Below are 19,137 nucleotides of genomic sequence, written 5' to 3'. Positions count from 1 at the left end.
GATGCATTGCACGTATCTAAATGGTGAAACCGTTGCGCCAACTTGTCGTGTTCAAGAGGTACGAGCGGCCAAAATCCCCTTGGCCGACTTCCCTGGTTTCAAGAAAGCGAATGTTTCGTTCAGCGAACTCGCGGTCATCGTCCGCCAGGGGACTCCGTCTTGGCGGGCAGCACTCGAGAACGTTGCTGGGGTCTACCTCATCTCGGACGGGCTGACTGGCAAGCTCTATGTTGGCAGTGCCACTGGTGCGGGTGGCATATGGTCGCGGTGGTGCGTCTGCCTCAACGGTCACGGTGAAAACGTGCGCCTTCGAAAGCTCATCGGTGAAGGTGGCGCCGCGCGCGCTGAGTACTTTCATTTTTCTGTGCTGGAGATTGCTGACACGCACACCAAGCCTGAGGAGGTTCTCCAGCGCGAAGCACACTGGAAAGAAGTACTACTCTCACGACTTCATGGCCACAACGGAAACTGAACACAATGAGCTCACCCTTTGTTTTCGGCCTGGCACTTGCTGTGCTCACTGCGCCTGCCTGGTCGACCACCTGGTCTGGCACGTATGTGGGTGGTGGTCCTGGCGTGAGCTTCTATGTTCAGCTCGTGGAGTCCCAGGGCGGCACCATCGTCGGTCGCTTCAAGCAAGTATCTGTCGACAAAGACAACAAGCTCAACACCCTAGATGTTCCACTGAGTGGCGCTGCCAATGGTGAGCAGTTTGTGGGAAGGATTGAAGCGGGTTGGGCCAACGGCGACAACATTGTGGTCTCAGGGAAGCGCACACCTGGAGGAATACAAATCAGTGGGGCCACAGGCTTGCGTGCGAACCTGCGCCCCGGCACGGAAGAAGACGAAGCAAGAGCGTTGGCAGCACTTCGCCAGGGGGCTCAACAAGCCATTGCTGCTGGTGAGCTGCAGAAGAGCCGAGAGCAACAAGAGCGCAATCTGAAAAGGCGGGTTGAGTCACTCCATGGCATCTTGAGTGGTGCCTCTTCCTATGTCGAAAATGGAAGCTTCACTTATCGCAACTACGCTGCATATCCGAAGAAGTATGAGGCCACTACCGCGAAGCTCGAAAGCACGCTGGATAAATTGAGAGCAACACCTGGCAGTGGTGGCGAAGCCGGCGGTCGTAGAACCCAGTTGAGCTCGTCAATGCTCCACTCGAAAATTGACGGCACAGAGCACCCGCACATCGAAGTGCGGCACGCGTATGAGAAATCCATGAGGGATTGGAAAGACCTTGATGCGAAGCTCTCTGCGGCCACAAAGGCTTGTCTAGAGCCAACGCCAGTTGATCTCGACGTGAAGGCATTCCAGCTCGCTTGTATACGTGTTCCAACAGTCAGAGGATTGGTGAAAACTGCTGGAGAGAATTCGACGACCGAGTTCTTCAAGATCCGCGATGTCTACAAGAGTGAGCTCGCGAAGCAAGAAGCACTTCTGGTCGAGGCAAATCGAGTGAGCCGCAGCTATGACGGTCGGTGAGTTTTATGATTATCGTCCTCAGGAACGCTGTGAACAGTGAATCGGACATCAGACGCCCCAACTCGCAGATATCACTGACAAATCAGGTGATAGCTCCAATAGAGGAGCGACATAGTACTGGCCATCTTGGTAGCCATTCAAGCCCAGATTCGCAGAGCCATCGGCGGCAATGCTGATCCATCTGATGCCCGGTTTCTGCAAAGTCCTCTCCCAATCAGCAGGCACGTCGTCCGAGGGCGGCTTGCCTAGACCTGCTGCTGAGAGCAATTGCGGAAGCCATCCAGCGACCCGATGAGCAATATTCAGCTGTTCCTGCGTTGGTGTTTCGCCAGCGCCAAATATGCGAACGGTGGATCCAATTTCGGGAAGGAGTCTGTCAATGCGCCAACGCCCGCCGTCAATGCGGTAGAAATCCCCAAGAATCGGATGAACACGCAGCTCGCTCATGGGTGTTCATGACTCGGCCAGGCGCTCGGAAACTTCGCGTGCACCGAGGTCCCTTACGGCCGCAAGATTTTCGAGTTGCGCCGCTCGCGGGCGTGCCTTGCCTTGTTCCCAGTGATAGATCGTCTGCCCGGACACGCCAACCAACTGCCCATAGCTCGCTGCGGAGAGCCCAAGCTTTGCGCGATGTGCCGCCAGCCTGGTTGCGCTGAATCGACGCTTCGTACCTTCTGCAGCTTCATTGGCCGAATCAGGCACTATGGTGGAGCGCGTCGCGCTCTTCGCAACACGGCGCAATTCTTTCTCGAGCGCATTCACTTGGCGACGTAGCTCGGCAATCGATGCGCGATGCGCGACCGATGCTTTCTTGAGCGTTTCGATCTCGGCGCGCACTTCTTTGCGAGCAACGCGGGAGATTTCAGCTTTGAGGATCGAGGCGATATTTGGCATGGACGCATTGTGCCGTTCCATTGCAACGCTGCAATTTTGCCGCCGGACCTTCAAGTCCGGGCATGAAAAGTGACAGCGGTCGGCATCGAGGCGGTTCCCTGAGCGGCTTTTTTTCTCCCTGGCCTCTACCAGCGCCGAACCACTGTCGAGAGGCAGTGTGGGTGACTCGAGTGAAATCGGGGTGAAGTCCGCGCAGGAGTTCTGTGAAACGATACTCTCCGTCTTGTTTCTTGCAACGATTGATTGCCATCTTCATGGCGCGTCCTACATCGCTGATGGATCTTCGGGTGTTTCGCTGGTGAACTTGACATCAGTTCACACGTCGCGAAGGTAGGCCCTCGCTAAGGCAAGGCCTCAGCGTGCACCCTGCTTCGGCCAGTTTCGTAGCCACTGTGCTAAATGCTGCGCGAAGCCCTCAGCCGCCGGTGAAAGCTTCCGCGCCGTCGGCTGATATAGGCAGACCTTGCGCACTATTTCGGGCTCAACCACGCGCCGCATTTCCAGTCCAAGCGGCTTCGCTATCACACCCACGTAGGCCGGCGCCAGCGTGGCGGCCAGTCCTTGCGCTGCGATGCCGAGCGCCGTGGAGATGTTGTCCACCACGTCCACCGGCTCGATGCGCTCACCTTCAGGCGCGTTGACATGCATCTGTGACACGCTACGCTCGTGGTCGCGGCCGGCGGCCACCAGCGCATGACCGCGCAGGTCGGCCCAGCGCAGCCGCCGCCGGCGCGCCAGCGGATGCGCCGGCGCGCACCACAGCACCCAGCGGCTGTCGAACATCACGTCGCAGCGCACGCCCTCGCCGGTGGGGCGGTCGGGGCCCACGGCCAGATCCACGTCGCCGACCTGCACGGCGTCCACCAACTGATCGACCGGCAGATCCTTCACGCGCACCACCACACGGGGTCGCAGTGCCTGATACGCGCGGATGGCGGCAGGCACAGCCGTGCCCGCCAGCACCAGCGGCGCGCCCACGCGCACGATGCCGGCTGCCCGGTTGCGCACGTCCGACGCAGCGCGGTCGACCGCCTGCACATGGCGCAGCACGGTCTCGGCCGGGCCGAGGAAGTCCTGCCCGGCACTGGACAGACTCACGCGCCGCGTGGTGCGGTCGAAGAGCCGGAAGTCGAGCACTGTCTCCAGTTCGGCCACCAGTTGGCTGACGGCCTGGGCCGAGAGGCCCAGGGACTGCGCTGCACCGGAAAAGCTGTGTTGCTCGGCCACGGCGACGAAGGCTTCGAGTTGGCGCAGGGTATAGCGGGTGAGGGCCATCTGCCGATTATCAAGCGTTGCTTGATCATTGCCCGAAATCCATTGCTTGTGTGGAGGCAGTGCCTTGCCGAGACTCTGCTGCATCAACACGCCCACTTGCCGCTAGTGCCGGCCCGCGCAGGAGACAACCCATGACAGACCACCGAGAACAGTATCGCGCACTCGCGCACGAACTCATTGAGGCCGAGCGCAGCCGCCGGCCTGTCACGCATTTCAGCAAGCAGCTGCCGGGCATGACCGTCGCCGACAGCTATGCCATCCAGCGCGAATGGACGACATTGAAGCTGGCTGCGGGCGAGACCATCGTCGGTCGCAAAATCGGTCTGACCTCACGTGCTATGCAGATCGCGTCGCAGATCACCGAGCCCGACTATGGCGTACTGCTGCAGAGCATGGTGATCGAAAACGGTAGCGAACTGGAGGCGGCCCGCTTCCTGGTTCCGCGGCTTGAGGTGGAATTCGCCTTCATCCTCGCCAAGCCGCTGCGCGGCCCCCGCGTGACCCTGTTCGACGTGCTCAATGCCACCGACTATGTAGTGCCGGCGCTGGAGCTGATCGACGCACGCATCGAGCAGTTCGACCGCGTGACGAAGGCACCTCGCACGGTGCTGGACACCATCGCCGACAACGCCGCAAGCGCCGGTATCGTGATGGGCGGGCGGCCGATGCGGCCCGATCAGGTGGACTGGCGCTGGGCCGGCGCGTTGCTTTTCAAGAACGGCGTCATCGAGGAATCGGGCCTGGGCGCCGCGGTGCTCAATCATCCGGGCAACGGCGTGGCCTGGCTGGCCAACAAGCTGGCGCTGCACGGCGAAGGCCTGGAGGCGGGGCAGATCGTGCTGGGCGGCTCTTTCACGCGGCCGGTGCACTGCGCAGCGGGCGACACCTTCCATGCGGACTACGGCCCGCTCGGCGCCATCTCCCTGAAGTTCGTGTGATGAGCTCGGCCGTCATCAACCCCTTCAAGGCGGCGTTGGCCCGATCCGACGCGCAGATCGGCCTCTGGCTGGGTCTAGCCGAGCCCTACACCGCTGAAGTGTGCGCCGTCGCCGGCTTCGACTGGTTGTTGGTGGACGGCGAGCACGGGCCCAACGACCTGCGCTCTATGCTGGGCACGCTGCAGGCCGTAGCGCCCTACCCGGTCCATCCCGTGGTGCGCATTCCGCACGGCGATGCGGCGCTAATCAAGCAAGTGCTGGAGATCGGCGCCACAACGCTCTTGGTACCCATGGTGGAAGACGCCGCCCAGGCCCGTGCCTTGGTGCAGGCGATGCGCTACCCGCCCCACGGCATCCGCGGCGTTGGTAGCGGCCTGGCGCGCTCCTCGCGCTGGGGGGCGGACGCGCAGTACCTGCAGACGGCCAACGCGCGGATGTGCCTGCTAGTCCAAGTGGAGACAACCTCCGCGCTAGCACGCATCGACGAAATCGCGGCGGTGGAGGGTGTGGACGGGGTGTTCATCGGCCCAGCGGACCTGTCCGCCTCCATGGGCCTGCTCGGCCAGCCCGGCCATCCAGAGGTGCGGGCAGCCATTGAGCACGCATTTGCCCGCATCCAGGCGGCTGGTAAGGCGCCGGGCATCCTTGCCGTGGACGAAACTCTGGCGCGCCACTATATCGGCCTGGGCGCGCGCTTCATCGCCGTGGGCGTGGACGCCACGCTGCTGGCCCAGGCCAGCCGTGCGCTCGTCCGCCGCTTCAAGGTCGCACCTGCGACCGTTGCCGGCAACTCGTCAGGCTACTGACCATGCAAATAGAACTGGACGATCTGCGCCGAACCTTTTCGGGCCGGCTGCTTGTCACCGACGAGGACAAGGCGCCCTTCCTTACCGACTGGCGGCGCAAGTGGACTGGCCAAGCTCTGGCCGTAGCCCAGCCGAACACAGCGGCCGACGCAGCTGCCGTAGTGCGCTGGTGTCACACGCATCTCGTGGCGGTGGTTCCGCAGGGGGGCAACACGGGACTTTCAGGTGGCGCCACGCCCGATGCGAGCGGCCGCTCGCTGGTACTGTCGCTGACGCGCTTGAACAAGGTGCGCGCCATCGATCCCGTCAACAACACGATTGAGGTGGAAGCTGGGGTCACGCTACAGCAGGTGCAGGAGGCTGCACTGGAAGCCGGCCGGTTGTTCCCGCTAAGCCTGGCAGCCGAGGGCACTTGCACCATCGGCGGCAACCTCGCCACCAACGCCGGCGGCGTGCAGGTGCTTCGCTACGGCAATGCACGCGAGCTGTGCTTGGGCCTGGAGGTCGTCACGGCACAGGGAGAGCTCTGGAACGGCTTGCGGGGCTTGCGCAAGGACAATACCGGCTACGACCTGCGTGATCTCTTCGTAGGCAGCGAGGGCACGCTGGGCGTGATTACCTCGGCAGTGCTCAAACTGCATCCACTGCCGGCCGCTCAGGTTGCGGCCTTCGTGGCCGTGCCTGAACCGGCGGCCGCGACCGCATTGCTGCAAGAGGCTCAAGCGCGGCTGGGCCCGGCGCTTACCGCGTTCGAACTGATGAGCGATACCTGCATTGCGCTGGTAGAAAAGCACGTTGAAAGCGCGCGCCTTCCCCTGGCCGAACGCTCGCCCTGGTACGTCCTCCTGGAGGTGAGCGACACCCGCGACGAGACCCATGCCGTCGGCACCATGGAGGAATTGCTGGGCGAGGCGCTGGAGTCCGGCTTGGCCACCGATGCTGCCCTCTCGGCCAGCCTTGCGCAGTTCCAGGCCTTATGGGCGCTGCGCGAGGACATCTCCGAATCCCAGGGCGCCGAAGGCCGCACCATCAAGCATGACATCGCACTGCCGATCTCGCGAATCGCAGACTTCATTGATTCCATGAGTGTGGAGATCGCGCGCCGCTGGCCCGGCGAGCGGCTGGTCATCTTCGGCCACCTGGGCGACGGAAACCTGCACTACAACCTGTCGCCCGCGGGCGACCGGCTTGGCCCGGCACACCGCGCCACCTTCGAGGGGCTGGAAGGCCCTATCAACCGCTGCGTGCACGACGCGGTCATGGCCCATGGCGGCTCGATTTCGGCCGAGCACGGACTGGGCGTGCTGCGCCGCGACGAGGCTGCCCGTCACAAATCGCCGGTCGAACGACAACTGATGCGCGCCATAAAGGTTGCGCTCGATCCGCTCGGCCTCATGAACCCCGGCAAGCTGCTGCCAACTTCCATGGAGCTTTCTGAATGACCCCTTCCCTGTTAGACGTGGCGGGCGTGAAGGTCTCGCCCGACCACTACATCGACGGCCAGCGCGTGCCTTCGGCCACCACCTTCGACCTCTTCAGCCCGATCGACCAGCGGCTGCTCGGTCAGATCGCTGAAGGCCTTGAAGACCACACCGAGGCCGCGCTGCAGGCCGCGCAGCGGGCCTTCCCGGCCTGGAGCGCCATGACCGCGGCCGAGCGCCTGCCCTACCTGGAGCGCTTCGCCGAAGAAATCGGCAAGCGCGCCGACGACTTCTGCCGGCTGGAGAGCATCGACGCAGGCGTGCTGCTCTCGCGCATGCGCCACGGCGTAGTGCCTCGGGCCGTGCTCAACATTCGCTGGTTCGCGCAACATGCGCTCGAACTGCAGGACCGCCCGATCGACACCGAGCAAGCGCATCACATCGTGCGCCATGATCCAGCGGGGGTGGTGGTGATCATCACGCCTTGGAACGCGCCGCTGATGCTGTCCACGTGGAAGCTCGGCCCAGCGCTGGCCGCGGGCAACACCTGTATTCTCAAGCCGCCGGAATGGGCCCCGCTGACCTGTTCGCTGCTGGCCGACTGCGCCCAGGCGGCCGGTCTGCCGCCCGGCGTATTCAACGTGGTGCAAGGCACCGGCGCCACCACCGGAGCGCGGTTGGTGAGTGATCCGCGCATCTCGCGCGTGTCCTTCACCGGCAGCGTGCCCACGGCCAAATTTATCGCGCAGGCGGCGGGCGCCAACCTGGCGCCCTGCAGTCTGGAGTTGGGCGGCAAGAGCCCCTTCATCGTGCTGGAAGATGCCGACCCCGAGGGGGCCGCCGCCACCGGTGCGCTGATGTACCGCAATGCCGGTCAGGTCTGCCTGGCGGGCACCCGCTTCCTGGTACACGAGAAGATTGCCGAGCGCTTCGTGGCCGCCATGCGCAGCCATGTCGAGAAGCTCATCGTGGGCGATCCCCGCGAGGAAGGCACCGAGGTCGGGCCCATCATCCACCCGCGCCAGCTGGAACGCGTGCAGGGTTTCGTGCAGCGGGCCGTAGCCGACGGCGCTGAACTGCTATGGGGCGGGGAGCGGCATACCTTCGGCGCCCAATTCTTCCAGCCCACCATGCTCACCGGGGTGAAGCAGGACGACGAGATCGTGCAGAACGAGGTATTTGGCCCCGTGCTCACTCTGCAGACCTTCGCCAGCGACGACGAGGCCATCGCCATGGCCAACGGCACCGACTACGGGCTGGGCGGCGTGTGCTACGGCGAAACAGCGCATGCCACCGAGGTAGCCCAGCGTGTGCGCACCGGCTTCATCTGGGTCAACAGCTTCGGCATCCGCGACCTGGCCGCACCCTTCGGCGGCATCAAACGCAGTGGTGTGGGCCGCGAAGGCGGCGACTGGAGCTTCGAGTTCTTCTGCGACGTCAAGGACGTCGTCGTGCCCAAGAAGCCGTTCCGCGCGAGCTTCAGCCATCGTTAATTTCCAGGAGAGAGTAATGGGACAAATTGTTGGCGCGGCTGTCGTGTCGCACCACCCGGGCCTGATGCAGTGCGAGGAATTCCGCCGCCTACAGGGCGCCGGCGAGGACTCGGATCTGATCGCCGGCTACGCCCGGCTACGCGAACGCATTGCAGCGGTGCAGCCCGATGTGGTGATGATCTTCGATAGCCACTGGTTCACCACCGGATATCACTTGGTCGATGCCGGCCAGCACTACCAGGGCATGTACCTCTCGGACGAGATGCCGTGGTACCTCCATGGCGTGCCCTACGACTACCATGGCAAACCCGAGCTCGCCTTCGCGATTGAGGCGGTCTCGCGCGAGCGTGGCGGCTACCACCGCGCGATAGATCATCCGGACCTCGGTCGCCAGTACCCCACGATCAACCTCGTGAAGCAGCTGAAGCTCGAGCTGTCGAACACGCCGGTTCTGACGGTGAGCTCGTGCCAGAACTGCGAATGGCCGCAGTTCCTCGACTCTGGCAAGATCATCGGCGAGGCCATCGCGCGCAGCGACCACCGCGTGGTGCTGCTGGCCTCGGGCGCGCTGAGCCACAAATTCAATGGCATCGACTGGAGGCCGAACCATCCGCGTATCTTCCATGAAAGCAATGTCTCGCGCCCCGAGAACGTGGAGAGCGACAAGAACGCAATCCGGCTGATGGGCGAAGGCCGGCACGACCTGATCCTGGAACGCTGGGACGAGGACTACCGCCGCAAACCGTGGGAAGCCTTCGGTGCGCACTACCTGCAGATGCTCGGCGCGCTCGGCGGTGCCGAATGCCGTGCCAAGGGGCAACCGCTATCGGACTACGAGAATGCCCGCGGCACCGGAAACATCCATGTTTGGTTCGACACGCAGCCGCATCTGCGCGCCATACACAACAGCGGCACCGAGTTCGCCATGGCTTCTCAAGGAGCAGGTTCATGAACTTCGAGTTTCCGCTCAAGGCGATTCCATCCATCATGCGCGGACCGCGCGTAGAGCGCCGCCGGGCGCTGATCGGCGGAAGCGCTTTCTGGGGCACACTGGTCGAGGAAGGTGAGGACGCAGGGTTGTTGCGGCTGGATGACGGCCGTCTGATCGACGCGGACAAGGCGACCTACCTGCCGCCTGTAACACCGTCGAAGATCATCGCCGTCCATATCTCGTACAGCTCGCGCAGCGTCGAGACGCGCAACAAGCCGAAGCCGACCGAGTCGCCGACCTACTTCACCAAACCGACAACCTCGCTGAACGGTCATGGAGGCCAAATCCTCAAGCCGGCGGATTGCCAGTACCTCAACTACGAAGGCGAGTACGCGGTCGTGATCAGCCGCACCTGCCGCAACGTGACGCCGGACGAGGCTTGGGATTACATAGAAGGCTTCTGTCCCGCGCTGGACATGGGCTTGCAGGACTTCCGGGACACGGACCAGGGTTCAATGCTACGCGTCAAAGGTGCGGACACCCTGCTGCCGATCGGGCCGGGCATCGTTCGAGGTGTGAACCTTTTCGAGCAGACCCTGCGAACGTATGTGAACGGCCGGGTTGTCCAGGAAGCGCACATCGGCGATGAGACGATCTGGGGGCCGCACTATGTCATCGCGGATATCGCGCGACACATCACGCTGCTGCCAGGCGATGTGATCTTGATGGGCACGCCCTGCCATTCACGCAGCGTCGATCCAGGACATCTCGTCGAGTGCGAGATCACTGGCCTGGGCCGGATCGCCGGCACCGTCACGGCGATCGATGCACCGCGCGCTGCCGCACTCGGCGTGGGACATGCACCAACCGACACACCCGAGGTTCGAAGAGTCGCGCTGGGCTTCGACGAGCGCGTCCCGGAACATTTCAAAGTCAACCTGCGCATGGCAAAACAGGAGTCGCCGCAATGAAGGTCTGTATCGTGGGCGCTGGCGCGATCGGGGGATTCTTCGGCACTAGGCTGGCCGCGGCAGGCCGAGCGCAGGTCAGCGCCGTCGCGAGGGGGGCGACATTAGGTGCCCTCGCGAAGCACGGATGGCGGATGAACACCACCGACGGACTCATCCAGGCGCCCGTTGCGCAGGTCAGCGATGATCCGGCCGCTCTCGGACCTCAGGATCTCGTCGTCATCGCGGTCAAGGGGCCGGCGCTGCCCGCTGTCGCGCGCAGCATGGGTCCGCTTCTCGGTCCTCAGACCGTCGTGTTGCCGGCCATGAACGGCGTGCCTTGGTGGTTCTGTGAGGGCTTGCCGGGATTCGAGCACCCGCTGCAGAGCGTTGACCCTGGCGGCTCGATCGCAGCCTCTATCCCGTTCGAACAGATCGTCGGGTGCGTGGTCCATGCCAGCACCTTCTCGCTCGCGCCCGGCCTTGTTCAGCACAAGATGGGGCAGGGCCTGATCGTCGGTGAGCCACGCGGTGGACACAGCGATCGCGCTGAGCGTATCGCAGACCTTCTGGCGCACGCCGGCTTCGACTTGACTCATTCCAAAAATGTCCGCTATGACGTCTGGTACAAGCTGTGGGGCAATCTGACGATGAATCCGGTGAGCGCCATCACAGGCGCGACCATCGACAGGATTCTGGGGGATTCAATGGTGCGATCGTTTTGCTCGCGTGCCATGCAGGAGGCATCGGCCGTCGGCGCACGGATCGGCTGCGCCATCGAACAGAGTCCGGAGGATCGCCACGCGGTCACGGCGAAGCTTGGCGCGTTCAAGACCTCGATGCTTCAGGACGTCGAGGCTGGTCGCGAGATCGAACTCGACGGAATCGTCGCCGCAGTCCAGGAAATCGCGCAGCGTCTTGGAGAGCCCACTCCCTCGATCGACGCGTTGCTCGGCCTGACGCGTTTGTTCGGACAGACTCACGGTCTATATCCGAGGGCAGCGACGTGAAGCGCAACTTCATTGCGGGTGAGTGGGTTAAGGGCGACGACTGCGCCGAAAACATCAATCCTTCCGACACCCGTGACGTGATCGGCGCCTACGCACGGGCGAGCCGCTTCCAGGCGACCGAAGCGATTTCGGCCGCACACGCGGCGGCGCCACAGTGGGCGGAGAGCACGCCCCAGCAACGGGCCGAGGTCTTGGACAAGGTCGGCAGCGAAATCCTCGCGCGCCACAGCGAGCTGGCCGACCTACTGGCCCGCGAAGAAGGCAAGACGCTCGCAGATGCGCGAGGAGAGGTGCTGCGAGCTGCGCAAATCTTCAAGTTCTTTGCCGGTGAAGCGCTGCGCATCCACGGAGGGCTCGCGGGTTCCGTCAGAGCGGGTATCAGCGTCGAGGTCGCGCGAGAGCCGGTCGGCGTCGTGAGCATCATCACGCCGTGGAATTTCCCGATAGCGATTCCCGCGTGGAAGATCGCACCGGCGCTGGCTCACGGCAACGCAGTCGTGTTCAAGCCGGCGGACCTGGTTCCCGCATCGGCCTGGGCGTTGGCAGAGATCCTGAGCCGCACGGATCTGCCAGCCGGCTGCTTCAACCTCGTGATGGGGCGCGGACGCGAGATAGGTGACGTACTGCTAGAGGATTCACGGATCTCGGCCGTCACCTTCACGGGCTCCGAAGTAACGGGCCGTCGCATTGCCGCGGCTTGTGTGAGCCGCAAAGGCCCGATGGCCAAGTTTCAACTGGAGATGGGGGGAAAGAACCCGCTCGTTGTTTTGGACGACGCCGACCTTGACCTCGCCGTCGACTGCGCAATCAACGGTGCATTCTTCGCCACGGGGCAACGCTGCACCGCGAGTTCTCGGCTCGTCGTCACGAAGGGAATTCATGACCGTTTCGTTGCTGCGATGGTGGCGCGGATGTCGGCGCTGCGCGTTGGCGATGCTCGCAAGCCTGGCACGATCATTGGCCCGGTTGTGGACGCTGCGCAGTTGCGCGAGGATCTCGACTATGTCGACATCGGCCGTCGCGAGGGGGCAATGCTCACGGGCGGCCACTTCCGTGAGCAGATCGACGGGAAATCGGGCTTTTATCTGGAGCCTGCCCTATTCGTCGCGACCACCAACGACATGACGATCAATCGCGAGGAGGTCTTCGGCCCAGTGGCGGCGGTGATCCAAGTCGCCGATGCGGAAGAAGCTCTTGCGGTTGCTAACGATACTGAGTTCGGCCTATCGGCCGGCGTTTGTACGACCTCGCTGAAGATGGCATCACTTTTTAAAAGGAAGCTGGAGGCGGGCATGGTGATGGTCAATGCGCCGACTGCCGGCGTCGATCCGCACGTTCCGTTCGGCGGGCGGAAGGCGTCGAGCTATGGCCCTCGCGAACAGGGGCCGCATGCCGCAGAGTTCTATACCACGGTCAAGACCGCGTACGTGCAACCGTAAGGCTGCGGATCTCGGTGCAAAAGCGTCCCGCGATCTTGGCGGTGCAGGCGTGGCCGAGTGGTTTCATCTGAAGCACGACGCGCCTGCGTCGCGACTGCAAAGCCGCTAGAGGCAAGCTCCAACGCGGGTCGCTGAACTGCGGCGCTACGCGGCCCGGAGTTGCCGGCAATCATCTGATTCGGGACCCGGAGGAGTCTGTCCGTCGATATGGCCCGCAAAGCAGCAGCGGATGCCATCTTTGCCCGAACGAGGATCCATCAGCGAGACGCAGGGAAACGCACGACCGATAGCGGCCTTCAGCCTTCAACAAGCGTCCTGAAGCTTGTAGCCTGCTCATCGATTAGTACGCTGGCCACAAGCCGCCCACCGCAGTACTTCGTGACGAGGTTTTGAGCGTCCTGCATGGCGTGGCGAACCTCGTCCATACCCGTCGGAGGCAGCCCGTCGATGTTGAAGAACACGCGCGTCGTCTCAGCCAGCGTTCGGGTCGTGACCGACTGCCGCCATGTCCATCGACGCGTCAGCACGTCGGTTTGGTTGGCAAACACGATCTCTCCTGCTGGCACTGCCTCTGGCTCATGACCTTCCGATGTGATGAAGACATCCCCGTCTCGTGCGGGACGAAGCTCCACATCGAAGCCGCCCAGCGGCAGTGGATGCATGCCGGCGGGCAGACCGTGTCGCAGCGAAACGATGTTGCCGATGTCTACCAACGTGTTGATCGAAGGGATTTCATCGCCCTTCACTACGCGCCGTAGAAGCGCCTCGATCGAACTCCGGTGCTCAGCGGGTTTCGCACCGAAGGAACGATAGGCAGTTCGCCATGCCACGACCGCGGGCATCTCTGCAACGTTGCCTGGCAGCCCATCCCGAGCCTGCTGCTCCGCCTCACGAAGCAACTGCGCGATGTCGGACTTCACGCAATCGTTGCGCAGCTGGTCGAAGACGAGCACACCGCGTACGTAGCCCGGGAAGGTCGAGAAGACCTGCGGCGAAATTGAATACTGAAATGCCGCCAAGTTAGTCCTCGGCCATCACCTTGGCGATGGCGTCCGCCACCACATCGACGTTGGAGGCATTGAGCCCGGCGACGCACATCCGGCCGGAGCGAAGGATGTACACGCCGAACTCCTCGCGCAAGCGGTCGACCTGGTCGGCACTAAGGCCGGTGTACGTGAACATGCCGCGCTGGGTCAGATAGCGCGAGAGATCGTCAGTCACCCCGCATTTCTTCAGGCGATCATGAATGGCCTGTCGCATTGCCTTGAGGCGATCACGCATCTCGTCAAGCTCGCCATGCCACGCGGTACGGAGGTCGTCATCGCCAAGGACCGTGGCAATGATCTTGGCCCCATGCGTCGGTGGATTGCTGTAGTTCGCCCGAACCGTCGCCGTGAGTTGGCCCTGAACGCACTGCCGCTCCTCCGCCGATCGACAGACGACAGAAAGCCCGCCGCAACGCTCGCCATAGATCGAGAAGTTCTTTGAGAACGAGTTGGCGACCAGCGCGGGCACCCCGGCTGCGGCGAATGCCTGGGGCCCGTATGCATCGCTCACGATGTCGTCACCAAAGCCTTGGTAGGCCATGTCGATGAACGCGATCAGGCCACGCTCGAGGAAAAGCTCTGCGAGCCGGTCCCATTGGGACTTCGAAAGGTCGACGCCAGTCGGGTTGTGGCAACAGGCATGCAGGAGCACCACGCTTCGCGCAGGCAAGGATCCCAACGACTTGATCATGTCGTCGAACCGCAACCCACCATCCTCAGCGTCGTAATACGGGTATACGTCGACGTCGAACCCGGAGCCTTCAAAAACGGTCCGGTGGTTCTCCCAACTCGGATCGCTGATCCAGACCTTCGATGCAGGGAAGTAGCGCTTCAGGAAGTCGCTGCCGACCTTCAAGGCGCCCGATGCACCGATGGTCTGCAGCGATGCGACGAGATCCGGAGAGACCGCAGCTCCGAACACCAGCTTGTGCACGTGATCGCGATAGGACTGAAGCCCCGACATCGGGATGTAAGGGCGCGGGCCGGTCTCCTTCGCGACGCGAGCTTCGGCGTCTGCGACGGCGCGCATCATCTGCAGCTTGCCCTCGCCATTGAAGTAGATGCCGATGCTGAGGTTGACCTTCTGCGGGCGAGGATCTTTTTGGAAGTCCTCGTTGAGGCTCAGGATCGGATCTCCGGGATAGGCTTCGATGTGTTCGAACATGGGTTCCATTGCAAGATGAGGTTGAAGGGAGGGCCGAGTGATCGCCCCCCGGGAATGGCGCGACCGGCCTAGAAGGTGTGGTCGATACCGAACAGAACCCTGTTGGCGTTGGTCACAAACAGGGTGTTCACGGGGTTGCTGAAGCGCGCGTACTGGCCGTAAACCTTGGTGCGCTTCGACAGGTAGTAGTCCACGCCCACTGCGGACTTGGTCAAATTGCTCGACGTGCCCTTGGCGGCGTCGAGCAGTGTGGGCATGTCCATCCGCATGCGCGACACCGCCGCCAGGAACACGGCCGGTCCTACCGTGTAGGTCAGGCCCAACAGCACGGACTGCGCCTTGTTGTGGCGCGCGTATTCGTCGTCGCTGTAGTAGCCGGTGGTATAGCCAACCGAGACGCGGGCCGGTCCAAAGGTGTAGCCGCCGCCGAGGTGAGCCGTCCACGCGTCCTTGGAGAAGGCCTTGCGCTCGTAGCCTGCCTGGGCGAACAGTTGTTCGCCGTCATAGCGAAGTGCGATCGAGCGCCCACTGGGCTGGCCGCGCACTTCGGAGAGCGGTACCTGGGCCTGCACGCTGAAGCCACCTACCACGGGGCTTTCGTACTGAATCGCATTGTTTTGGCGGACGTCACGGTTCGGGAGGCCCTTCGCCGCGTCATAGGGATTGCCAGGGCTCAGGTTGTGGCCCAGCGAGGTCAGGCCGGTCATGCTTCCGACGCCATCGCCGTTGAACGGATCGATGCGGCCGGCGACAGCGAGGTAGAACGGCGAATAGATGCGGCCGAACTTCACCGTGCCCAGCCCGCTCTTCGACAGGCCCACATAAGACTCGTCGTTGAAATAGGTCCCCCCGTCCTGCGGGGTGCCGTTCTTGGCGAGGAAGCGCGCCTCGAGCTTGAAGATCGCCGACATGCCACCGCCCAGGTCCTCGGCCCCTCGTAGGCCCCAGCGGCTGGTGTGGTAGTGGTCCTCCAGGGTCTTGTGGGTGCCGAAGCCCCAGTTGTGACCGATGCCGACGTCGACGCGCCCATACAGGACGACGGAAGATGTCGTCTGGGCACTCGCGCCCGTGGTCGCACCGGCCAGCAGGCCGGACACGGCAACGAGGATGGCTTTGCGTTTCATGGCTCTCTCTCCTACTTTCGGGTTGAAAACTGGCGGTTGCGCGTCTTCGCCGGCCTGAAGGCGGCTGCATTCGGGCAAAGCGCTGCCTTTGCCCCTGCGGAGCAGCGCTTACGGTGTGTGATGGGAAGGGGCCCTTGGCCCCGGTACGGTCGTCGGCAGGGGGGCGGCCCAGCGCCGATGCCAAGGTCGAACGGATATGGCTGTCGCGTCTACGGCGGCTTGAGCCTGCGCTCGACCAGGTCGCCCAGCCTGGAGATGCAGAAGACGATCACCACAAAAATAGCAGCGACCACCGAGTAGTACTCGAACTGCAGGTAGTTGACACTGGCGGCCTTGCTCGCCACGAACATGATGTCCGCCACGCCGATGGCGCCGACGATGGATGAGTCGCGCAGTATCACGATGAACTGGTTCAGCAGCGACGGAAAAGCTTGGAAAGCTGCCTGCGGAAGAACCGCATGGATGAACGCCTGGCGGCGCGTGAGCCCGGTGCAGATGGCGGCCTCGCGCAGGCCGGGGTCCACGTTCATCATGGCTGAACGGTAGATTTCCGCGATGTAGGCGCTGTTCAATAACGACAAGGCGACGATGGCAGCCTGGACGGGCGGAATGTCGATCTTGAAGAATGCAGCGAGCCCGAAGTAGATGAACAGGATGTAGACGTAAGTCGAGAACGCGCGAAACAACTGGACGTAGATGAAGCCGATGGCTCTCGCCGCAGCAAAGCGGGAAAAGCGAAGGGCCGCAAGCACGAAGCCGAGGACGAGGGCGGCCGCCATGCTGACGATGGAGATCAGCGCGGTGTACTTGAGCCCGGCGAGCATCAACGGCAGGGCTCGGAGTACTTCGGCCCAATGGCCTTGGGAAGCGACGTTGGCGATCTCGTTCATGGCAGTTTGAGGACCCGCTCGAGGCCCATGACGATGAAGGAAAGAGCGAGCACGATCATGAGAAGCAGGGCGGCGACTGTGGCGTACGCCTCGAACGGACGGAACTGCGTCATGCTGAGATCCTGGGCGAGGTACACCATGCCGGGCACCGCAATGACTGCCCCGTAGGTCGCGGATTTCACCTGCAGGATCACCACGTTGCCGAGCGGTGGAATCGCCACGCGCATCGCCACTGGCAAGAGAACGTGTCGATAAATCTGGCTTCGACGCAGCCCCGTTGCGCGCGCCGCTTCCACCTGACCGGGATCAATGGCGGCGAATGCCGCCCGGAAGATTTCCGCAGTTGTCGTCGACGCGAACACGCCGATCGAGATGACCATTGCGAGGACTGGCGAAAGATTGACGCCCGCGGCGGACGAAAGCCCGAAGTAGACCCACAGGATCAGCACGTAGAGTGGTATGCCGCGGATGATCTGGGTAAAAGCGTAGGCAGGGGCGCGAACGGCGCGGGCTGAACTCGACCGCATGGCTGCGATCATCAGGCCCAGCACACAAGCCACGACAAAGCCCATCGCGGCAATGTAGAGATCAATCACGACTGCCTGTTCGAAGCTTGGCAGGTTGGCCTTGATGACGGCCCAGTCGAGACGGTTGTCGTTCCCCATGGATGATTCCGTTCAGTTGATGGTCATAGGGTGGATGGATGCCGCAGCGTGGCCGCAGAGGTAGGCCGCCGTCATGATGGGTCCCAGAGAACCTCCGGCGCCGGGATAGCCGGGGCCCATCCAACTGGCAGCGGCATTGCCGCAGGCGAAAACTCTCGGCATTGGCGTTCCATCCATTCGCACTACTCGGCCTTCTACGTCTGTCTTGATGCCGCCCTTGGTGCCGAGATTTCCGAGGGCAATGGGTACGGCATAAAAGGGGGGGCGGCCGATTTTTCCGAGGTTCGGATGTCCGCTTTCCGTGTCGCCGTGATAGCGGTCATGCCGTGCAGTGCCTCGAAAGAAGTCGGTATCGCAGCGACCATCCACAAGTGCATTGAATCGGGAGACTGTCTGCTGTAGGCCGAGTGGAGAAATGCCGCAGGAGTTGGCTAGTTGCTCCAAGGTGCCGGCCTGATGCCACCAGTCTGGCGCTTCTGCGATGGCCGGGACGGTCGCTACCGCATAGCTGCGCTTGAACTGCTCGTCGAATACAAGCCAAGCCCGCTCGTTGACGTAGCAATTGCGCCGTGGATCGAAGTGCAGGAAAGCCTTCCCAAGCACGTTATACGAAGCCGCCTCGTTGGCGAAGCGCTCGCCACCCTTGTTCACAAGAATGGAACCCGGCAAAGCCAGCTCTTTCACGATGTTGCGCCCCAGGCTCCGACCGTCGTAGCGCTCATCGGGTACCGCGAAGGCTGCGGACCACCACGCTTCACCCATATTGTCGACCGCCGCTCCCGCGGCGAGAGCCATACGCAGCCCGTCACCCTCGTTGGAGGGGGGCGATAGCGGGAGCGTGGAGACCCGCGGCAGGAATGCGTCGACAAGCATGCGGCTCCACTCGAATCCGCCGCTGGCGATGATCAGCGAATGAGCTACGAACCGAAGGGTTTCTTCTCCGGCGCTCGCAGTGACAAGCAGCCGCCCCTCGCCGGCCAGCATCACGTCACCTACACGGCAATCCGTTCTCAGCGCAACGCCGTGGTGCAGGCAGCCTGACAAGAGCCCGGCGATCAAAGCGACCCCTTGTGTTACTTCGCCCGCAGCGCGTCGGTCGGCATCCAACTCGGCACCGTAGCCGGCCTTGGCCTCGGCCGATGTCAGCGCCAAGCGATATGGAGACCTACGCAACTTGACGGCCATGTCGCCGAGGGTCGCCGTCGATACCGGCAAAGGCTCCAGCGAACGACCGTACTGGGCACCTGGCCACTCAGAGTGGTAGTCGAAGCGGTGAACTTGGGAGAAGCGCAACGGCGAAAGATCCTCGAGAGCTCCCACCATCGACGGGGCATGATGGATGAATGCATCGATCAACCCCTCGTCCACCTGCCCCAGCGTAACTTCAGCCAGGTACTCCCGAGCGCTCGCTTCCGTATCCTTGCCTCCGCCGAGAAATCGGTTGTTGGGCACCCAGAGCTGCCCCCCGGAGATAGCGGTCGTGCCTCCGAAAGTCGAAGTCTTTTCCAGGACCAGTACTTTGGCGCCAAGGGCGGCCGCGGCCAGCGCTGCGGTCAACCCGGCAGCGCCCGAACCCATCACGATGACATCAAAGCTCGAATCCACGATTTA

The 19,137-nt window shown here is 63.0% G+C and carries 19 protein-coding genes; 10 read left to right on the top strand and 9 right to left on the bottom strand.

Annotated features, from left to right (window positions below; translation table 11 throughout):
- The first annotated feature begins 79 nt into the window (after nucleotides 1-79).
- Together ACCD11_RS05600 and ACCD11_RS05595 are read left to right on the top strand one after the other, a co-directional pair.
- A complete protein-coding gene (locus ACCD11_RS05600; RefSeq protein ID WP_413312834.1) occupies nucleotides 80-472 on the top strand; it encodes a GIY-YIG nuclease family protein in 393 nt (130 codons plus the stop codon).
- 5 nt (nucleotides 473-477) lie between these two features.
- Nucleotides 478-1,482: a hypothetical protein gene (locus ACCD11_RS05595; protein WP_413312832.1), complete on the top strand. Its 1,005-nt coding sequence runs from the start codon at nucleotides 478-480 to the stop codon at nucleotides 1,480-1,482.
- Nucleotides 1,483-1,530: 48 nt separating this feature from the next.
- Here the strand turns inward: ACCD11_RS05595 and ACCD11_RS05590 are convergent, their stop codons facing one another.
- From ACCD11_RS05590 to ACCD11_RS05580, 3 genes are all read right to left on the bottom strand, one after another.
- On the bottom strand, nucleotides 1,531-1,929 hold the full coding sequence (locus ACCD11_RS05590) for a hypothetical protein (RefSeq protein ID WP_309928953.1): 399 nt from the start codon (nucleotides 1,927-1,929) through the stop codon (nucleotides 1,531-1,533).
- 6 nt (nucleotides 1,930-1,935) lie between these two features.
- Nucleotides 1,936-2,376: a helix-turn-helix transcriptional regulator gene (locus ACCD11_RS05585; RefSeq protein WP_309928950.1), complete on the bottom strand. Its 441-nt coding sequence runs from the start codon at nucleotides 2,374-2,376 to the stop codon at nucleotides 1,936-1,938.
- Between the two features lie 354 nt (nucleotides 2,377-2,730).
- The gene (locus ACCD11_RS05580; RefSeq protein WP_413312831.1) at nucleotides 2,731-3,651 is read right to left on the bottom strand and encodes a LysR family transcriptional regulator; all 921 of its coding nucleotides are present in this window, start codon (nucleotides 3,649-3,651) and stop codon (nucleotides 2,731-2,733) included.
- A gap of 131 nt (nucleotides 3,652-3,782) precedes the next feature.
- Here ACCD11_RS05580 and hpaH point away from each other — a divergent pair, with 131 nt between their 5' ends.
- From hpaH to ACCD11_RS05540, 8 genes are read left to right on the top strand one after another with little or no spacing between them, the layout of a single operon-like run.
- A complete protein-coding gene (gene hpaH, locus ACCD11_RS05575) occupies nucleotides 3,783-4,589 on the top strand; it encodes a 2-oxo-hept-4-ene-1,7-dioate hydratase (RefSeq protein WP_309928945.1) in 807 nt (268 codons plus the stop codon).
- Nucleotides 4,589-5,395: a 4-hydroxy-2-oxoheptanedioate aldolase gene (hpaI, locus tag ACCD11_RS05570; protein WP_309928943.1), complete on the top strand. Its 807-nt coding sequence runs from the start codon at nucleotides 4,589-4,591 to the stop codon at nucleotides 5,393-5,395. Before hpaH ends, hpaI begins: the two co-directional genes overlap by 1 nt.
- Nucleotides 5,396-5,397: 2 nt before the next feature.
- Nucleotides 5,398-6,837 carry an FAD-binding oxidoreductase gene (locus ACCD11_RS05565; protein WP_309928940.1) on the top strand — a complete coding sequence of 480 codons (1,440 nt, stop codon included), beginning with the start codon at nucleotides 5,398-5,400 and terminating at the stop codon, nucleotides 6,835-6,837.
- Nucleotides 6,834-8,309, top strand: a complete 1,476-nt coding sequence (locus ACCD11_RS05560; RefSeq protein WP_309928938.1) for an aldehyde dehydrogenase — start codon at nucleotides 6,834-6,836, stop codon at nucleotides 8,307-8,309. The genes ACCD11_RS05565 and ACCD11_RS05560 overlap by 4 nt, the downstream gene beginning before the upstream one ends.
- 16 nt (nucleotides 8,310-8,325) lie before the next feature.
- Entirely contained in the window at nucleotides 8,326-9,261 is a 936-nt protein-coding gene (locus ACCD11_RS05555) for an extradiol ring-cleavage dioxygenase (protein WP_413312828.1), read from the top strand.
- The gene (locus ACCD11_RS05550; RefSeq protein ID WP_413312826.1) at nucleotides 9,258-10,211 is read left to right on the top strand and encodes a fumarylacetoacetate hydrolase family protein; all 954 of its coding nucleotides are present in this window, start codon (nucleotides 9,258-9,260) and stop codon (nucleotides 10,209-10,211) included. Before ACCD11_RS05555 ends, ACCD11_RS05550 begins: the two co-directional genes overlap by 4 nt.
- Nucleotides 10,208-11,197, top strand: a complete 990-nt coding sequence (locus ACCD11_RS05545) for a 2-dehydropantoate 2-reductase (RefSeq protein WP_413312824.1) — start codon at nucleotides 10,208-10,210, stop codon at nucleotides 11,195-11,197. The genes ACCD11_RS05550 and ACCD11_RS05545 overlap by 4 nt, the downstream gene beginning before the upstream one ends.
- Nucleotides 11,194-12,636: an aldehyde dehydrogenase family protein gene (locus ACCD11_RS05540; protein WP_413312823.1), complete on the top strand. Its 1,443-nt coding sequence runs from the start codon at nucleotides 11,194-11,196 to the stop codon at nucleotides 12,634-12,636. The genes ACCD11_RS05545 and ACCD11_RS05540 overlap by 4 nt, the downstream gene beginning before the upstream one ends.
- Before the next feature lie 296 nt (nucleotides 12,637-12,932).
- Here the strand turns inward: ACCD11_RS05540 and ACCD11_RS05535 are convergent, their stop codons facing one another.
- From ACCD11_RS05535 to ACCD11_RS05510, 6 genes are all read right to left on the bottom strand, one after another.
- On the bottom strand, nucleotides 12,933-13,655 hold the full coding sequence (locus ACCD11_RS05535; protein WP_309928927.1) for a B3/4 domain-containing protein: 723 nt from the start codon (nucleotides 13,653-13,655) through the stop codon (nucleotides 12,933-12,935).
- A 1-nt stretch (nucleotide 13,656) separates the two neighbouring features.
- On the bottom strand, nucleotides 13,657-14,847 hold the full coding sequence (locus tag ACCD11_RS05530) for an amino acid aminotransferase (protein ID WP_309928925.1): 1,191 nt from the start codon (nucleotides 14,845-14,847) through the stop codon (nucleotides 13,657-13,659).
- A gap of 68 nt (nucleotides 14,848-14,915) precedes the next feature.
- Nucleotides 14,916-15,971 carry a porin gene (locus ACCD11_RS05525; protein WP_309928922.1) on the bottom strand — a complete coding sequence of 352 codons (1,056 nt, stop codon included), beginning with the start codon at nucleotides 15,969-15,971 and terminating at the stop codon, nucleotides 14,916-14,918.
- A 209-nt stretch (nucleotides 15,972-16,180) separates the two neighbouring features.
- Nucleotides 16,181-16,861, bottom strand: coding sequence for an amino acid ABC transporter permease (locus ACCD11_RS05520; RefSeq protein ID WP_309928920.1), 681 nt, complete (start codon nucleotides 16,859-16,861; stop codon nucleotides 16,181-16,183).
- Nucleotides 16,858-17,526, bottom strand: a complete 669-nt coding sequence (locus ACCD11_RS05515) for an amino acid ABC transporter permease (protein ID WP_309928918.1) — start codon at nucleotides 17,524-17,526, stop codon at nucleotides 16,858-16,860. Before ACCD11_RS05515 ends, ACCD11_RS05520 begins: the two co-directional genes overlap by 4 nt.
- A 12-nt stretch (nucleotides 17,527-17,538) precedes the next feature.
- Nucleotides 17,539-19,131 (bottom strand): FAD-dependent oxidoreductase, encoded by a 1,593-nt coding sequence (locus ACCD11_RS05510; protein WP_309928915.1) that lies wholly within the window; start codon nucleotides 19,129-19,131, stop codon nucleotides 17,539-17,541.
- Between the last annotated feature and the right edge of the window lie 6 nt (nucleotides 19,132-19,137).

It is taken from the genome of Variovorax sp. Varisp36, assembly GCF_047304235.1.
Classification (GTDB): domain Bacteria; phylum Pseudomonadota; class Gammaproteobacteria; order Burkholderiales; family Burkholderiaceae_C; genus Variovorax.
Note: the sequence above shows the minus strand (reverse complement) of the source record. Positions and strands in the feature narration are given on the sequence as shown.

Excerpts from the sequence above, each read along its gene's own strand:
- ACCD11_RS05595 (WP_413312832.1), top strand. The coding sequence starts at position 478 with ATGAGCTCACCCTTTGTTTTCGGCCTGGCACTTGCTGTGCTCACTGCG.
- ACCD11_RS05590 (WP_309928953.1), bottom strand. The coding sequence starts at position 1,929 with ATGAGCGAGCTGCGTGTTCATCCGATTCTTGGGGATTTCTACCGCATT.
- ACCD11_RS05585 (WP_309928950.1), bottom strand. The coding sequence starts at position 2,376 with ATGCCAAATATCGCCTCGATCCTCAAAGCTGAAATCTCCCGCGTTGCT.
- ACCD11_RS05580 (WP_413312831.1), bottom strand. The coding sequence starts at position 3,651 with ATGGCCCTCACCCGCTATACCCTGCGCCAACTCGAAGCCTTCGTCGCC.
- hpaH (WP_309928945.1), top strand. The coding sequence starts at position 3,783 with ATGACAGACCACCGAGAACAGTATCGCGCACTCGCGCACGAACTCATT.
- hpaI (WP_309928943.1), top strand. The coding sequence starts at position 4,589 with ATGAGCTCGGCCGTCATCAACCCCTTCAAGGCGGCGTTGGCCCGATCC.
- ACCD11_RS05565 (WP_309928940.1), top strand. The coding sequence starts at position 5,398 with ATGCAAATAGAACTGGACGATCTGCGCCGAACCTTTTCGGGCCGGCTG.
- ACCD11_RS05560 (WP_309928938.1), top strand. The coding sequence starts at position 6,834 with ATGACCCCTTCCCTGTTAGACGTGGCGGGCGTGAAGGTCTCGCCCGAC.
- ACCD11_RS05555 (WP_413312828.1), top strand. The coding sequence starts at position 8,326 with ATGGGACAAATTGTTGGCGCGGCTGTCGTGTCGCACCACCCGGGCCTG.
- ACCD11_RS05550 (WP_413312826.1), top strand. The coding sequence starts at position 9,258 with ATGAACTTCGAGTTTCCGCTCAAGGCGATTCCATCCATCATGCGCGGA.
- ACCD11_RS05545 (WP_413312824.1), top strand. The coding sequence starts at position 10,208 with ATGAAGGTCTGTATCGTGGGCGCTGGCGCGATCGGGGGATTCTTCGGC.
- ACCD11_RS05530 (WP_309928925.1), bottom strand. The coding sequence starts at position 14,847 with ATGTTCGAACACATCGAAGCCTATCCCGGAGATCCGATCCTGAGCCTC.
- ACCD11_RS05525 (WP_309928922.1), bottom strand. The coding sequence starts at position 15,971 with ATGAAACGCAAAGCCATCCTCGTTGCCGTGTCCGGCCTGCTGGCCGGT.
- ACCD11_RS05520 (WP_309928920.1), bottom strand. The coding sequence starts at position 16,861 with ATGAACGAGATCGCCAACGTCGCTTCCCAAGGCCATTGGGCCGAAGTA.
- ACCD11_RS05515 (WP_309928918.1), bottom strand. The coding sequence starts at position 17,526 with ATGGGGAACGACAACCGTCTCGACTGGGCCGTCATCAAGGCCAACCTG.